The organism is Achromobacter pestifer, assembly GCF_013267355.1.
GTDB classification, from domain to species: domain Bacteria; phylum Pseudomonadota; class Gammaproteobacteria; order Burkholderiales; family Burkholderiaceae_B; genus Achromobacter; species Achromobacter pestifer_A.
The window spans coordinates 977,473-993,329 of record NZ_CP053985.1; the positions used below are offsets into that span (position 1 = coordinate 977,473).

A 15,857-nucleotide genomic window follows, 5' to 3' on the forward strand; every position below is an offset into this window, starting at 1 on the left:
GCGGTGGCGCCCGGCGCAGCGACGCCCGGCGCGATCCGCAGCGGCCGCGCTCCGGCCGTTCACTCGTCCTCTATCGGCCCAGCGGGCAGGTTCAAGGCCAGGCCGGCCTCTTCGACAAACGCTTCCGCCAGCGCCGAATGCGGCATGTGCCGGGCCCAGATAATCCCCATGCAGCGCAGCGGCGCGCGTCCCGGCAGCGGCACTCGCTTGACGCGCCGGCTGTCCAGCCAATCCGGCGCCCAATCGGGCACCAGCGACACGCCCAACCCTTCCGACACCATGCAGGCGATGCCCATCAGGCCGTCGACCTCCAGACGTTCGCGCGGCACGATGCCGTGCTGCCGCAGATACTGATCCGCCAGCCGGCCTCCCCAGACGTTGCGGTCATAGCGTATGAAAGGCTGCGTGCTCATCAGCTCGTGGGCGTCATTGCTCGCGGTATCGGGCGGCGCCAGCACCACCAGCGGCTCTTCGGCCACCAATTTCCAGGCGTAGCCCTTGGACAGGTTGAACTGAGGTTTGACGATGAAGGCCGCGTCCAGGTCGCCGTTGATCACCCGGTGATACAGGTGGTTGGACGTGCCCGGCTCGACGAAGACGGCCAGCTTGGGCAGGCGCCGGTACAGGCGCGCCAGCACGGTGGGCATGATGCCCGTCAGCGCCGATACCGACACGCCCAGGCGCAATTCGCCCAGCGGCGCGTCGTCGCTGGCGCTGGCGCGCAGGTCCCGCACTTCGCGCAGCACGCTGCGGGCCCGCTCCAACACCTTCAGGCCCGCCTCCGTGGCCTTGACGCTGCGGCCGACGCGCTTGATGAGGATGGCGCCCAGCTCCTCCTCCAGGGTGCGCACCCGCGCCGCGATGGCGGCGGGAGTCAGATCCAGCCGGCGCGCCGCTTCCGCCAGCGATCCGCATTCGACCACCGACACAAAGCTCTGCACATATCGCGTATCCAAGGCGTCCCCCTTTTTCTGCATGCACGGTTTGCGCCAGGGCAAACCACAACAATTTTATGGATTGAAGCAATTAAACAGCAGATGTTCATCGGCCGCTTCGGTGCCAGAATCAGACGTTGCCGCCGCGCATTCCGGCGCACCTTTTTCATTCACCAGAAAACGAGTAGAGACAATGAGCACCCAAGCCAGCATTCCCGGCGTTTTTTCTCCGGTCCTCACGCCTTTCGACGCAGCCTATCGCCCGGCCCTGGGGCGCTATGTGAAGCACTGCCGCTGGCTGCGCGAACAATCCGTCGGCCTGGCCATTTTCGGCACCAATTCGGAAGCCAACTCGCTCTCCCTGTCGGAGAAGCGCGGCCTGCTGGACGCGTTGCTGGAGGCCGGCGTGGAGCCGTCCGCGCTGATGCCCGGCACGGGCGCCTGCGCCCTGCCCGATGCGATCGAGCTGACCCGCCACGCCGTGCGCAGCGGCAGCATGGGCGTGCTGGTCCTGCCGCCCTTCTATTACAAGGGCGTGAGCGACGAGGGCCTGTTCCGCTACTACGCGGAACTGATCGAGGGCGTGGGCGACGACCGGCTGCGCATGTACCTGTATCACATCCCGCCCGTGAGCCAAGTGCCGCTGAGCCTGGACCTGATCGACCGCCTGCTGGACCGCTACCCCGGCCAGGTCGCGGGCGTGAAGGACAGCGGCGGGGACTGGAACAACACGGCGGCCATGATCGAACGTTTTGCGCCGCGCGGCTTCCGGGTCTATGCGGGCAGCGAGGCTTTCCTGCTGCAGACGCTGCGCGCGGGCGGCGTGGGCTGCATTACCGCCACCGGCAACGTCAACCCGGGCCCCATCGTCGCGCTGCAACAGCGCTGGCAGGAAGCCGACGCCGACGCCCGTCAGGCCGGACTGAACGCGACCCGCAACGTGTTCGGCAAATTCCCCATGATCCCCGCGATGAAGGCCGCCATCGCCTGGAAGTCCGGCGACTCCGCCTGGGCGACGGTGCGCCCGCCCCTGGTGGAACTGAACGCCGAACAGCGCACCGCCTTGCAGGCCGCCCTGGACGACAACGGCTTCGACATGCCGGGCGCGCAAGCGCTGGCGGACAACTGATCACAAGTCCCGCGAGCGCGCCACCGCCCGCGGGATCGCACAACGCAGCGGCACATCCGCGGCAAGAAAACGCCCCGGCGCACGGCCATCCAGGACCGTGCGCCGGGGCATTTTCTTGCTGATGCGACTGCGTGCCTCAGCTCACCACGCCGATGTTCCAGGGCACAAACTCGTGATCGCCCAGCCCCAGGAGCTCACTCTTGCTGCGGGTGCCGGAAGCCACCAGCAGGATTTCCTCGAAGATGCGCTGCGCCACTTCCTGCAACGTCGCGGTGCCGTCCAGGATGTCGCCGCAATTGACGTCCATGTCTTCGGTCAACCTTTCATACATCGGCGTATTGGTCGCCAGCTTGATCGAAGGCACGGGCTTGGCGCCGAACATCGAACCGCGCCCGGTGGTGAAACAGATCATGTTGGCCCCGCCGGCGATCTGTCCGGTCGCGGACACCGGATCGAAGCCGGGCGTATCCATGAACACCATGCCCGGCTGGCGCACCGGCTCCGCGTAGCGGTAGACCTCCATCAGCGCGGTGGTGCCGCCCTTCATCGAGGAGCCCAGCGACTTCTCGAAGATGTTGGCCAGCCCACCCATCTGGTTGCCCGGACTGACCTTGCCGTTGATCTGCACGTCGCGCCCCGGCGAATACTCTTCCTTCCACCAACGGATGCGCTGCACCAGCTTCTCGCCGACCTCGCGGTTGCGGGCGCGCGACGTCAGCGTGTGCTCCACGCCGTAGATCTCCGGCGTTTCGGACAGGATGGCGGTGCCGCCGTGGCGCACCAGGATATCCATGGCCGCCCCCAACGCCGGATTGGCCGTGATGGAGGAAAAGCCGTCGGAGCCGCCGCATTGCAGCCCGACCGTCAGGCGACTCGCCGGCACCGGCACGCGCTCGACCTGATTGGCCTGGGGCAGCAGAGCCTGCACCGCGGCGACGCCCGCCTCGATGGTCTTACGCGTGCCGCCGGTCTCCTGCATGATGAACGTTTTCAGCCGCGCGCCCGCTTCCAGGCCCTGGTCCTTGAGCAAGGCGTCCAGCTGGTTGCGCTCGCAGCCCAGCCCGACGATCAGCACGGCGGCGAAGTTGGCGTGACAGGCGTAGCCGCCCATCGTCCGGCGCAACAGGTCCATGGGTTCGCCGGACATCTCCATGCCACAGCCCATGCCATGGCTCAGCGCCACCACGCCATCCACATTGGGATAGGCGGCCATCAGCTGCGGCGTGAAGGCTTCGGCAATGCGGTGCACCACCGTCGCCGAGCAATTGACCGTCGCCATCACACCTATGTAGTTACGCGTGGCGACCTGCCCGTTGGCGCGCACGATGCCGAGAAAGCGCGCCTGCTCGGACTCGGGCAGGACCGGCGTCGCCACGTAGTCGCGGGCGTGCGCGTAGTCGCGGTCGAACTCCTGGAAGTCCATGTTGTGCGAGTGGACATAGGTGCCAGCCGGAATGTCGCTCGCCGCAAAGCCGATGCAGACGTTGTACTTGAGGATGGGCTCGCCGGCGCGCAGATCGCGCGCCGCGATCTTGTGGCCTGCCGGAATCTGGCTGCGGCTGACGATGCCCTCCGAGGGCACGGCCATGCCTATGCCGATAGGCACGCGCGCCACCACGACGTTGTCCGCGGAATGCAGCCGGATGACGGGTCCGGCCGCGCGTTTTTCAGTGAAATCGATCATGTCTGGGTCTCGTAGGGATAGAGACGCGTCCGGCCGTGGACGCGCCCGCGGGCGGGCCGCTTATTCGGGTTTGATGCCTATGTCGCGGATCAGCACGGACCAGCGCGGCAACTCCGTGCCCACGAAACGCGCGAAGGTATCGGCGTCGCTGCCCACCACCGTGAAGCCCTGCTCGCTGAGCTTGGCCTGCATGTCGCTCTGCTGGAGGGCGGCGCGGATGGAATCGGAGAGCTTGCCGATCACGGGCTTGGGCGTATTGGCCGGCGCAAACACGCCATACCAGGTCGACACTTCGAAGTCCTTGAAGCCGGACTCGGCCAGGGTTGGAATCTGCGGAGCCTTGGGGTCGCGCTTCAGGCTGGTGATGGCCAGCGGCCGGACCTTGCCTGATGTGATGTGCGGCAAGGCCACGGGAAGATTGGCGAACATGTACGGCACATGCCCGCCCAGCACGTCGGCCATGGCCGCCGATTCGCCCTTGTACGGCACATGGGTCACCTTGGTGCCCACCATGTGCGCATACAGCTCGCCGGCTATGTGCTGCGGGCCGCCCTGGCCTGACGAGGCGTAGCTCATCGCGCCGTCGCCGGCCTTGCGGATCTGTTCGGTCAGTTCCTGCACGGTCTTGGCGTTCACCAGGGCCGGATTGACCACCAGGATCAGCGGCATGGTCACCACCTGCGATACCGGCGCGAAGTCCTTCTCCGGCTTGAAGGGCAAGGACGGGAACAGCGAAGGCGCCACCACCATGGTGGACTGCGATCCCAGGAACAGCGAGTAGCCGTCGGCAGGCGAACGGGCGACGTTGTCGGCAGCGATGGTGCCAGTGGCGCCAGCCCGGTTTTCGACCACCACCTGCTGCCCCAGGCTTTCGGCCATCTTGGCGCCGACCAGGCGCGCCACGATATCCGCGCCGCCCCCGGGAGCAAAGCCCACGACCATGCGCAGCGGCTTGTTCGGAAACTCCTGGGCCATGACGGCGGAGGAGCCGCAGGAAAATGCGAGGGCCAGGCCCAGGGCGGCGGTCATGCGCGTCAGGGGACGCGCGGGCGTACAGGGGGTGTTCATGCGTTGGTCTCCGTATGCCATCGTCGCGCCCTCTCCCCGGGCTCGGTCATGCGTGCCGGGAATCGAAGCCGCGCGGCGGCTCGTTGTGTGTTGTGCAGTGCCAGAGCATTCTGGCGATTGCACTCCCTACCAACAAGTATGTGTACGCAGCGTCAGAACATAATATTTTTGAGGTGTTGGATTGAGCCCGCCGCAACACAGCGTGGCCGCCCAAAAAAAATCCACCCCTGAGGGTGGATCTGTCTGTGTGGCGCGCCCTTGGGGCCGCGCCACGCACGCATGCAGGCGGAATCAGAACTGGTAGGTATAGGTCAGCTGCACCACGTCCAGGCCCGGGTTCGGGCGCTTGATGCTGGCATTCGAGAAATGGGAATAACGCAGGCCGATGCGATTGTTCGGCGTCACGAGAAAACCCATGCCGATGTGGTCGCCGAACTGGAAGGCCGTGCTGATGTTCTCGTCGGCGAAACGCGTGCTGGAGAAGAGCGTGGCGCCGATACCCGCTTCAATGTAGAAGCGTTCGCCGGTCCACCAGCGGAACATCGGGATGGCGTTGAGCTGCCAGACATGGCCCGGGGAGCGCGAGCCATTCGCCTTCCAGTACGACGCGCCGAGTTCGGGCGTCAGGTCCAGGCGGCCCCAGTTGCCGCCGAACTGGTAGGTCCAGACCGAAGCCGTTTCGTAGTTGATCGTCAGGCGCTGATAGTGGTCTCCAATGCCGTAATGGACGCTGACGCCGCCCTGAGTACCCGTGGACGATTGGGCGCTTGCCAGCGACGCGGTTGCAGCCAGGGCAAGCCCCACAAGGCCGGTGAGCATCTTCTTTTTGGTCAACTGCATTGGAAAACTCCGTAGATTTCAATCCTAGTACGCAACATAGCAAAATCCGGGCCGGAAGGCTCAGGCTTTGTCGCACGCAGGCAACATCGCGGATGGAAAACACTGTTCCGCAAAACAATCGCCATGTGCGGCCGCTGGGCCACATATGACAATGCCGCCGAAAGCCCGAAGCTTGCAGCGGCATCTTGGCAATACTCGCCCGGCCCGCCCCACTGGCGCAGACCGGAGCAAACTCAAGCCGTGACCACGTCCGCCGGCTGATTGGTCAGCAAAGCCAGCAAACGGGCGATTTCCTCGCGCAGCTGACGGCGGTCCACGACCATGTCGATGGCGCCCTTCTGCAGCAGGAACTCGGCGCGCTGGAAGCCTTCCGGCAGCTTTTCACGCACGGTCTGTTCGATCACGCGCGGACCGGCAAAGCCGATCAGCGCCTTGGGCTCGGCGATGACCACGTCGCCCATGAAGGCGAAGCTGGCCGACACGCCGCCCATGGTGGGGTCGGTCAGCACGCTGATGAACGGCAGGCCGGCCGCCGACAGGCGGGTCAGCATGGCGTTGGTCTTGGCCATCTGCATCAGCGACAGCAGGCTTTCCTGCATGCGCGCGCCGCCCGAGGCAGCGACGCAGATGAAGGGCGTCTTGTTGTCCAGCGCAGCCTGGGCGCCGCGCGCGAAGCGCTCGCCCACCACCGAACCCATGGAACCGCCCATGAATTCGAACTCGAAGCAGGCCAGGGTCGCGGACACGCCGCGGATCGAGCCGCTCATGACCACCAAGGCGTCGGTCTCGCCGGTTTGCTTGACCGCTTCCTGCAGGCGCTCGGGATACTTGCGCGTGTCCTTGAACTTCAGCGTGTCGACCGAGCGCGTGGTCTGGCCGATTTCGACCCGGCCTTCCACGTCGAGCAGCGAATCGATGCGGGCGCGGGCCCCGATACGCATGTGGTGATCGCACTTGGGGCACACGTGCAGATTGGCCGCCAGGTCTTCGCTGTACAGCACCGATTCGCACGACGGGCATTTCACCCACAGGCCCTCGGGAACGCGGCGGGGGCCGCTTTCGCTGTTTTTATTGATGCGAGGAGGCAGGAGTTTTTCGATCCAGCTCATTGATTTTTCATCCCGTATGAGGTCGCGCCCGCCGCTCAGGCCGACGCGTCTTCTCGTTTTACTTGATCCAGCGCTTGCCGGATGGTGCGCAGCCAGCCGCTGGCGGCGGTGACTGCGGCGTCGGTTTTCTGGGCCGCGGGGGCATTCGCCGCCGCCTGCTCCATGGTTTCTATCAGTTTGCTGCCGATCACGACGGCATCCGCCGCGCGCGCCACGCGCTGGGCGCTTTCGGCGTCGCGGATGCCGAAGCCCACGCCCACCGGAATATCGCGCACATGGCGCCGGATCACGGCCAGGCGCTCGGCCACGTCGTCGGTGTTGAGCGAGCCCGAACCCGTGACGCCCTTGAGCGACACGTAGTACACGTAGCCCCGGGCGACTGCGGCGACCGCCTTGATGCGCGCTTCCGTGGACGTGGGCGCCAAGAGGAAGATCGGAGCAATGCCGTGTTCACCCAGCGTGGCGGCGAACTCGACCACTTCTTCGGGCGGATAGTCCACCACCAGCACGCCGTCCACGCCGGCCTGCTCGGCGCGGCGCGCGAACTCGGCCTGGCCCATGCGTTCGATCGGGTTGGCGTAGCCCATCAGCACCACCGGGGTGGCGGCGTCGCGCTGGCGGAACTCGGCCACCAGCTCCAGCACGCGGGCCAGGCCCACGCCCTGCGCGATGGCGCGGTCGGCGGCGCGCTGAATCACCGGGCCATCGGCCATGGGATCGGAGAACGGCACGCCCAGCTCGATGACATCGGCGCCGGCCTCGACCAGCGCGTGCATCAGGGGGACGGTGGCGGCAGGCGAAGGATCGCCCGCGGCAATGTAGGGAATCAGCGCCGCGGCGCGGCCGGATTCGGCGGTGCGCGCAAACGCGGCGGCGATGCGGTCGGTGCGAGTGGTCATGGACAGGGCCTCAGAGCTCGATGCCGGCATATTCGGCCACGGTATGCATGTCTTTGTCGCCACGGCCAGACAAATTGACCAGGATGACGGCGTCCCGCGGCAGCGTGGCGGCCATCTTCACGGCTTGCGCGATGGCGTGCGACGACTCCAGCGCGGGCATGATGCCTTCGATGCGGCAGCAATCGTGGAAGGCCTTGAGGGCTTCCGCGTCGGTAATGCCGACGTACTCGGCTCGGCCGGAGTCCTTCAGCCAGGCGTGTTCCGGGCCCACGCCGGGATAGTCCAGGCCGGCGGAGACCGAATGCGTTTCCTGGACCTGGCCGTCGGCGTCCTGCATGACATAGGTGCGGTTGCCGTGCAGCACGCCCACCTGGCCCGCGGCCAGGGAAGCCGCGTGGCGGCCGCTGTCCATGCCCTCGCCCGCCGCCTCGACACCGATCAGGCGCACGTTTTCGTAGGGGATATAGGGATGGAAGATGCCCATGGCATTGGAGCCGCCGCCCACCGCCGCAACGACGTAGTCGGGCTGGCGGCCGGTGGCTTCAGGCATTTGCGTCAGGCATTCGTTGCCGATGACGGTCTGGAAATCTCGCACCATGCGGGGATAGGGGTCGGGACCCGCCACCGTGCCGATGATGTAGAAGGTGTTCTCGATATTGGTGACCCAGTCGCGCATGGCTTCGTTCAGCGCGTCCTTCAGGGTGCGCGAACCGGACGTGACCGGCACCACCGTCGCGCCCAGCAGCTTCATGCGGTAGACGTTCGAGGCCTGGCGGCGGACGTCCTCGCTGCCCATGTAGACCACGCATTCCATGCCGTAGCGGGCCGCCACCGTGGCGGTGGCCACGCCGTGCTGGCCCGCGCCCGTTTCGGCGATGACTCGCGGCTTGCCCATGCGCTTGGCCAGCAATGCCTGGCCGATGCAGTTGTTGACCTTGTGGGCGCCCGTGTGATTCAGGTCTTCGCGCTTGAACCAGATCTGGGCGCCGCCCACCATTTCCGACCAGCGGCGGGCATGGTAGACCGGGCTGGGACGGCCCACGAAATGCTTGAGTTCGTAGTTGAACTCTTCCAGGAAGGCGGGGTCGACACGGTAATGGTCATAGGCCGCGCGCAGCTCGTCGAGCGCGTGCATCAGCGTTTCCGCCACGAAAACACCGCCATAAGGGCCGAAATGGCCCTGGGCATCCGGAAAGTCGTAAGGTTTCACCAAGCATCTCCCCCGGGTATCGCGGCGGCCACTGCCTGCCGCAAATCCGGTTTGCAACCCGTCATTTTACCTGACGCCGGCAACGGCCGGGCGCAACGCCGCGACCACCCCGGGGAACCGTCAGCGTGCCGTCAGAGCGACTGCCCCAGGCGGCGCAGGAAGGTGTCGCAAGCGGCCAGCTGGTCCAGCGCGACATACTCGTCGGGCTTGTGGGCCTGTTCGATATGGCCGGGGCCGCAGACGACCGTAGGGATGCCCATGCCTTGGAACAGGCCGGCCTCGGTGCCATAGGCGACCTTGCGGGTCGCACGGTCTTCGGTCAGCGCGCGCACCAGCTGAGTGATGGCGGCCTCCTCGGAAGCCTCCAGGGCGGGAGCCGCGGCGCCGGTCTCGATTTCGATGCTGGCGCCGTCGAACTCGGCCTTCATGCGCGGCAGGAGCTCTTCACGCACGTATTTTTCGACTTCTGCCTGGATCTCGTCGGGCTGCATGCCGGGCAGGTTGCGGAATTCGTAGGTGAATTCGCACAGTTCGGGGATGGTGTTGACCGCGATGCCGCCCCGGATCTGGTTGGTGGTCATCGTGGAGAACGGCACGTCGTAGAACTGGTCGTACGGACCGTTGGCCTTGAAGCTGTCGGCCAGGTCGCGGATGCGGCAGATCAGGCGGGCGGCGTATTCGATGGCGTTGCAGCCGCGCGGAGTCAAGGACGAGTGCGCCGCCTTGCCGTGCACCTTGCAGCGGAACAGGTTGATGCCCTTGTGCGCCACCACCACCTGCATGCCGGTGGGTTCGCCCACCACACAGCCTTCGGGGCGGATGCCGCGCTCGTGCAGATCGGCCAGCATGTAGGGCGCGCCGGCGCAGCCGACTTCCTCGTCGTAGGAAAACGCCAGATGCATCGGCTTCTTGCGCGGCATGGCCAGGAATTCCGGCACCAGCGCCAGCGAACTGGCGATGAAGCCCTTCATGTCGCAGCTGCCGCGCCCATAGAGCAGCCCGTCCTTTTCGACGAGTTTGAACGGATCCGTGCTCCAGTCCTGGCCGTCCACGGGCACCACGTCGGTGTGGCCCGACAGCACGATGCCGCCTTGCATGCCGCCGTCCTGGGCGGGCAAGGTCGCGAACAGGTTGGCCTTGGTGCGCTCCGGATTGTGCGCCAGCCATGCGTCGACGCCCTGGCCCTTGAGCCAATCCCGGACGGTTTCGATCAGGGCAAGATTGGAATTGCGGCTGGTGGTGTCAAAGCCAACCAGCGTTTCCAGCCAGGTGCGCGCGTTCATGTCACTACTCTCTTGGGGAAAAACAGGAGTGTAAGGCCAGCGCGCATCCGCGTCTCGAACGAGACCCGCCGCGCAAGCGCCTAGAATGTCGCCCGGTTAGGCAAACCCCAAGGAGAAACCGTGCAGCACAAAGCAGTTCCCACACGCAACATCGTGGCGGCAGTCATAGGCAATGCCCTCGAATGGTATGACTTCCTGGTGTTCGCGTTCATGACGCCGATCATCGCGAAGCTGTTCTTTCCCACCGACCCCAGCGTTCCCGGCAGCGAGCTGAACGCCATCCTGATGACCACGGCGATCTTCGGCGTCGGCTTCTTCATGCGTCCGGTGGGCGGCATCATCCTCGGCCTGTACGGCGACAAGAAGGGCCGCAAAGCGGCCATGGTCATGGTGACCTCGCTGATGGCCGTGTCGATCGCGCTGATCACCGTCGCCCCCACCTATCACGCGGCCGGCATCCTGGCGCCGATCTTCATCCTGATCGCGCGCCTCCTGCAGGGTTTCTCCGCCGGCGGCGAATTCGGCACCTCGACCGCGCTGCTGATCGAAATGGCGCCCAACGGCAAGCGCGGCTTCTACGGCTCCTGGCAGATGGCCGGCCAGATGCTGGCCCTGCTGATCGGCGCCGCCTGCGGCACGCTCATCACCGAGTTCTTCACGCCCCAGGAAATCGCCGATTGGGCATGGCGCCTGCCGTTCGCCTTCGGCCTGGTCATTGTTCCCATCGCCATCTATATCCGCCGCAACGTCGACGAAACCGACGCCTTCAAGCAAATGAAGGAAGATGAGCGCCAGGCGGCCGCGCGTGGCGAGGTGAAGCGCCTGAGCCTGGGCCAGATGCTGAAGACGCATACGCGCGAAACGCTGATCGGCGTGGGCCTGGTCGTGACCGCGACCGTGTCCATCTACATCACCTTCACGTATCTGGTGACCTACTCCACGCAGATCCTGAAGCTGCCGCTGAACCAGACCTTCCTGGTGCAGATGGCGGGCGCGGCGCTGATGGTGCTGCTGACGCCCTTCATGGGCGCCTGGTCGGACCGCGTCGGACGCCGCCCCATCGTGATCGGCTCGCTCATCGGCTACCTGATCGTGCTGTACCCGCTGTACTACTGGCTGTCGGACGCGCCGTCCATCGGCCGCCTGCTGACCGTGCAGGTCGTGGTCTGCCTGTTCGTATCCGCTTTCTTCGGCGTGTTCAGCACGGTGATGGCGGAACTGTTCCCGGCGCGCGTGCGTTCGGTGGGCCTGTCCCTGGCCTATAACGTGGCCGTGATGATTTTCGGCGGCTTCGCGCAGTTCATCGTGACCTGGCTGATCAAGACCACCGGTTCGCCGATGGCCCCGGCCTACTACGTGATGTTCGGCGTGGCGCTAGGCCTGATCGCCGCGTTCTACATGCGCGACCGCGCGCACGAGCAATTGGACGACTGAGTCCCGCTCCCGCCCGGACCGTACGCGGTCCGGGTTTCTAGCGGCGCGTCGCCGACGACACGCCCTGCACTTCAGCCAGGGCGTCCAGGGCGCGGGACAGGGATTCCCCCCCGCGCACTTCCACCGTGAACACCATATGAGCCAGCGACTGCTTGCTCTGCGTGTTCACGCCCACCACGTTCAGGCGCAACCGCGCGAAAACTTCGGACAGGTCCCGCAGCAGGCCGGAACGGTCGTGCGCGCGCACGCTGATGTCCACCGGATAGAACGTGTCGGCGGTTTCGCCCCAGGCAACCTCGATGACGCGCTCGGGCTCGCGTGCCGCCAGCGCCAGATAGCTGTGGCAGTCGCTGCGGTGGATGGACACGCCGCGCCCGCGCGTGACAAAGCCTGCGATGGGGTCCGGCGGCGCCGGACGGCAGCAGCGCGCCAACTGCGTCAAGAGCGACCCCACCCCCACCACCAGCACGCCGCTCTTGCCGCTTTTCTCGGCGCTGCCGGCGCTGGCGTGGCGCAAGGCGGCCGGCTGCGGCTCGACGGCCGGCCCGGGCTGCTGGAACAGGGTATCGATCTGCCGCAGGCTGAACTCTTCCTTGGCCGCCGCCACGTACAGGTCGTCGGCGCGGGCGAACCCGAGGTTCTGCGCCAGCTGCTCCAGATTGACGGCGGTCTTGCCCAGGCGCTGCAATTCCTTTTCGACCAGGGCCTGGCCCTGGGTGATGCGCTGCTGCAGCTCGATGGCGTTGAACCACATGCGCACCTTGGCGCGGGCCCGCGGGCTGGCCAGAAAGCCCAGCTGCGGATTGAGCCAGTCGCGCGACGGTCCGCCGGACTTGGCGGAAATGATCTCCACGGTCTGGCCGGTGGACAGACGGGTCTGCAACGGCACCATCTGCCCGTCGACGCGCGCGCCGCGGCAGCGGTGGCCCAGGTCGGTATGCAGGTGATAGGCGAAGTCCACCGGCGTGGCGCCGGCGGGCAATTCGATCACGCGCGCCTGCGGCGTCAGCACATAGATGCGCTCATCGGTATGGGGCGGCGCCGTCGCCGGGCCGCGCTGCTTGCCCGATGCCGGCTTGGCGGGCGCGGACTGGGCAGGTTCGCCGCCACCCTCGACATCATTGTTCCAGGCCAGCAGCTGGCGCATCCACGCCAGTTGCCTGTCGTATTCGCTGGAGGCCGCCACCTGGCCGCCCTTGGCGCCCGCTTCCTTGTAGCGCCAGTGCGCGGCCATGCCGTACTCGGCGAACTGGTGCATGTCGCGCGTGCGGATCTGCACTTCGAACGGACGGCCGTCGTCGTCGGCAACCACCGTGTGCAGCGACCGGTAGCCGTTGGGCTTGGGCCGCGAAATATAGTCGTCGAACTCCTCGGAGATCGGCGTCCACATTTCATGCACCATGCCCAGCGCCGTATAGCAGCCGCGCACGTCGTCCACGATGATGCGCAGCGCGCGCAGGTCGTACATCTGCGAGAAATCCAGCCGCTTCACCCGCATCTTGTTCCAGATGCTGTAGATGTGCTTGGGCCGGCCGCTGACCTCGGCTTCGACCCCTGCCTTGGCCAATCCGGTCTGCAGGCGCTGGATCGCGCCGGCGATGAAGGCCTCGCGCTCCACCCGCTTTTCTTCCAGCAGGCGGGCGATCTGCTTGTACTTTTCAGGCTCCAGGAAACGGAACGCCAGGTCTTCCATTTCCCACTTGATCTGCCAGATCCCCAGGCGGTTCGCCAGCGGCGCATACAGGTCCAGCGTTTCGCGGGCGAAATCGGTGGAGCACGGCGCCTTGCTTTCGGCATGCCAGCGCAAGGTGCGCAAGCGCGACGCCAGCCGCATCAGCACGATGCGCAGGTCGGCCGCCATGGCCAGCAGCATCTTGCGCTGCATTTCCTTTTGCGAACCGCTTTCGGCCGCGGCGTCGCTCGCCTGCCGCGCCACCACGCCCAGCCGCAGCAGCGCGCGCGTGCCTTGCAGCAACCGCGCGATCTCGGCGCCGAAGGCCGTCGCGACCGGATCGTTGCGCAGGGACGGCGCGGGCGCCATCAGGTCGGTCGGCAGGGCCGCCAGCAGCGCCGCGGCGCGGGTGGCGGCATCGGTATGCAAGGCCGCCAGGATGCGGACCACGCCCGCGCCGTGCCCGGCCAGGGGTTCGCCGGTCAGCGCTTGCTGCCCTTCGAAACGCGGTTCGGCCCAGGCCACCGCCTGGTCGATCAGCGCCATGCCGTCGGCATCCAGGCCGGCGCCTACCTCCTGCCGCCAGGAAGCGTCGAAAGGCGTAGGCGCGTCGGGAACAGGCGGGGCGGACATGACGGACGGCAGGCGGATGTAGTTTGATATCCCGACACTCTACACTAGGGTTTGTGATCGCTAAAAGAAGCCGCTAGCCACGGCATATGGAAGGAACCGAAGCTTATGTTGCGCTGGCTGAAGGGCCGGGGCGCCCGCCCCTCTGCGGTGGCCGAAATGCAGGCCCGCATCGCGCCGGAATTGTGGCAGCAGGTGCTGGATGCCCACCCGTTCCTGGCGGCATTGAACGCCGAAGAAGCGGCCCAGCTGCAGGCGCGTTCGGCCTGGCTGCTGGCCAGCAAGAACATCAATGGCGCGCAGGGGCTGGAGGTCTCGGATTTCATGCGCCTGAGCATCGCGGCCCAGGCCAGCCTGCCCATCCTCAACCTCGCGCCCGAACTATACGAAGGCTGGGACGAGATCATCGTGTACCCGGCCAGCTTCCGCATCCCGCGCTCCAGCCAGGACGACGACGGCGTGGTGCACGAGTACATGGAAGACGCGGCCGGCGAAGCCTGGGAAGGCGGGCCGCTGGTGCTGTCCTGGGAAGACACGCAGCTCTCCGAGGGCGGCTTCAATGTGGTCATCCACGAATTCGCCCACAAGCTGGACCTGCGTTCGGGCTACGCCGACGGCATGCCCTCGCTGGCCGCGCACCCCGAACTCAAGCCCCAGGCCTGGCGCCGCATCCTGGACGACAGCCTGGACCGCTTCATCGCGGCCGTGGACGCGGTCGAGGCCGCCATCCCGCACGACGTCGATCCCGAAAGCGAGGCCGCGGACGCCTGGTACGGCCAGTTGCCCATGGACCCGTACGCCGCCACCGACGAGGCGGAGTTCTTCGCGGTCAGCTCGGAGCACTTCTTCGTGGACCCCTACCCCATGCACGAAGCGCTGCCGCAATGGTATGGGCTGCTGCGGGCCTACTACCGGCAGGATCCCCTGGAACGCTACGCATGAAACAGCTGCTGATCGTGTGGCATTCGCGCACCGGCGCCGCACGGCAGATGGCCGAGGCCACGGCGCGCGGGGCGCGCGCGGCCGCCGCGCAATTGGAGCAGGCGCCCGACCTGCACGTGCTTCTGCAACGGGCCGCGGACACCCAGGCCGACGCGTTGCTCGCCAGTCAGGCCTATCTGTTCTGCGCCCCCGAGAACCTGGCCTCGCTGAGCGGCGAGATGAAGGAATTCTTCGACCGCAACTACTACGCGGTGCTGGACCGGATACAAGGGCTGCCCTATGCCTGCGCCATCAGCGCGGGCAGCGACGGCGCGGGTGCGGCGCGGCAGGTGGAGCGCATCTGCACCGGCTGGCGGCTCAAGCCCCTGGCGCCGCCGCTCATCGTCAACATGGGTGCGCAGACGGCGCAGCAGATCCTGGCGCCCAAGACCGTGGCCAGCGCGGATATTGCGAGATGCGAGGAATTGGGCGGCCTGCTGGCCGCGACGCTGTTGCTCGGGCAGTAGCCGGCACAACGCGGAATGAAGAGACGGGTGGCGCACGCGCCAGCCCGCCCCCGTGCACGCATCAGGCGCCCACGGCGCCGGATGCGGCAAGCATCTTAGACGGCAGCCGTCACGACGATTTCGACCTTGTAATCCGGATTGGCCAGGCGGGCTTCGACCGTGGCGCGCGGAGGCGAATTGCCGTCGGCGACCCAAGCGTCCCAGGCCTTGTTCATGCCGTCGAATTCCTTCATGTTGGCCACGTAGATCTGGGCCATCAGGATCTTGGTCTTGTCGCTGCCGGCTTCGGCCAGCAGGCGGTCGATCGTGGCGAGCACCTGTTCGGTCTGGCCGGTGATGTCCAGCGTGGAATCGTCCGGCACCTGGCCGGCCAGGTACGCGACGCCGTTGTACACGGCCATGTCGGACAGGCGCTTGGCCACGTGGAAGCGCTTGATGCTGCTCATGAATAGTCCCCTAGATTCGAGTGGGTTGGGTGGAACGATACTGAAGAACCCGCAATTTACCCCGAGCCGC

The 15,857-nt window shown here is 66.4% G+C and carries 14 protein-coding genes; 4 read left to right on the top strand and 10 right to left on the bottom strand.

Going from position 1 to position 15,857, the window contains the following annotated elements:
* Positions 1–59: 59 nt before the first annotated feature.
* On the bottom strand, positions 60–956 hold the full coding sequence (locus FOC84_RS04920; protein ID WP_173143430.1) for a LysR family transcriptional regulator: 897 nt from the start codon (positions 954–956) through the stop codon (positions 60–62).
* Between the two features lie 172 nt (positions 957–1,128).
* On the opposite strand from FOC84_RS04920, the gene FOC84_RS04925 reads away from it, so the two are divergent.
* Entirely contained in the window at positions 1,129–2,064 is a 936-nt protein-coding gene (locus tag FOC84_RS04925; RefSeq protein WP_173143431.1) for a dihydrodipicolinate synthase family protein, read from the top strand.
* Between the two features lie 136 nt (positions 2,065–2,200).
* Here the strand turns inward: FOC84_RS04925 and FOC84_RS04930 are convergent, their stop codons facing one another.
* The 7 genes from FOC84_RS04930 to argE form a co-directional block, all read right to left on the bottom strand.
* Entirely contained in the window at positions 2,201–3,748 is a 1,548-nt protein-coding gene (locus FOC84_RS04930) for a UxaA family hydrolase (protein ID WP_173143432.1), read from the bottom strand.
* Positions 3,749–3,808: 60 nt separating this feature from the next.
* Positions 3,809–4,816 carry a Bug family tripartite tricarboxylate transporter substrate binding protein gene (locus tag FOC84_RS04935; RefSeq protein ID WP_173143433.1) on the bottom strand — a complete coding sequence of 336 codons (1,008 nt, stop codon included), beginning with the start codon at positions 4,814–4,816 and terminating at the stop codon, positions 3,809–3,811.
* A gap of 291 nt (positions 4,817–5,107) precedes the next feature.
* Positions 5,108–5,656, bottom strand: a complete 549-nt coding sequence (locus FOC84_RS04940; RefSeq protein WP_173143434.1) for an acyloxyacyl hydrolase — start codon at positions 5,654–5,656, stop codon at positions 5,108–5,110.
* 233 nt (positions 5,657–5,889) lie between these two features.
* Positions 5,890–6,765 (bottom strand): acetyl-CoA carboxylase, carboxyltransferase subunit beta, encoded by an 876-nt coding sequence (gene accD / locus FOC84_RS04945; RefSeq protein ID WP_173143435.1) that lies wholly within the window; start codon positions 6,763–6,765, stop codon positions 5,890–5,892.
* A gap of 35 nt (positions 6,766–6,800) precedes the next feature.
* The gene (gene trpA, locus FOC84_RS04950; protein ID WP_173143436.1) at positions 6,801–7,664 is read right to left on the bottom strand and encodes a tryptophan synthase subunit alpha; all 864 of its coding nucleotides are present in this window, start codon (positions 7,662–7,664) and stop codon (positions 6,801–6,803) included.
* A 10-nt stretch (positions 7,665–7,674) separates the two neighbouring features.
* Positions 7,675–8,874, bottom strand: a complete 1,200-nt coding sequence (gene trpB, locus FOC84_RS04955; protein ID WP_173143437.1) for a tryptophan synthase subunit beta — start codon at positions 8,872–8,874, stop codon at positions 7,675–7,677.
* A gap of 131 nt (positions 8,875–9,005) precedes the next feature.
* Entirely contained in the window at positions 9,006–10,157 is a 1,152-nt protein-coding gene (gene argE, locus FOC84_RS04960; protein ID WP_173143438.1) for an acetylornithine deacetylase, read from the bottom strand.
* Between the two features lie 120 nt (positions 10,158–10,277).
* Between argE and FOC84_RS04965 the strand changes: the two genes are divergently transcribed.
* Complete coding sequence (locus FOC84_RS04965; RefSeq protein WP_173143439.1) at positions 10,278–11,591, top strand: MFS transporter; 1,314 nt, start codon at positions 10,278–10,280, stop codon at positions 11,589–11,591.
* A 37-nt stretch (positions 11,592–11,628) separates the two neighbouring features.
* On the opposite strand, the gene FOC84_RS04970 is transcribed toward FOC84_RS04965, so the two are convergent.
* Positions 11,629–13,896 (bottom strand): RelA/SpoT family protein, encoded by a 2,268-nt coding sequence (locus FOC84_RS04970; RefSeq protein ID WP_173143440.1) that lies wholly within the window; start codon positions 13,894–13,896, stop codon positions 11,629–11,631.
* A gap of 105 nt (positions 13,897–14,001) precedes the next feature.
* Here FOC84_RS04970 and FOC84_RS04975 point away from each other — a divergent pair, with 105 nt between their 5' ends.
* Both FOC84_RS04975 and FOC84_RS04980 read left to right on the top strand, forming a co-directional pair.
* Positions 14,002–14,835, top strand: a complete 834-nt coding sequence (locus tag FOC84_RS04975; protein ID WP_173143441.1) for a zinc-dependent peptidase — start codon at positions 14,002–14,004, stop codon at positions 14,833–14,835.
* Positions 14,832–15,341 carry an NAD(P)H-dependent oxidoreductase gene (locus tag FOC84_RS04980; RefSeq protein ID WP_173143442.1) on the top strand — a complete coding sequence of 170 codons (510 nt, stop codon included), beginning with the start codon at positions 14,832–14,834 and terminating at the stop codon, positions 15,339–15,341. The genes FOC84_RS04975 and FOC84_RS04980 overlap by 4 nt, the downstream gene beginning before the upstream one ends.
* A 95-nt stretch (positions 15,342–15,436) precedes the next feature.
* Here FOC84_RS04980 and FOC84_RS04985 read toward each other — a convergent pair whose 3' ends face one another.
* On the bottom strand, positions 15,437–15,787 hold the full coding sequence (locus tag FOC84_RS04985; protein WP_173143443.1) for a RidA family protein: 351 nt from the start codon (positions 15,785–15,787) through the stop codon (positions 15,437–15,439).
* Positions 15,788–15,857: the final 70 nt, after the last annotated feature.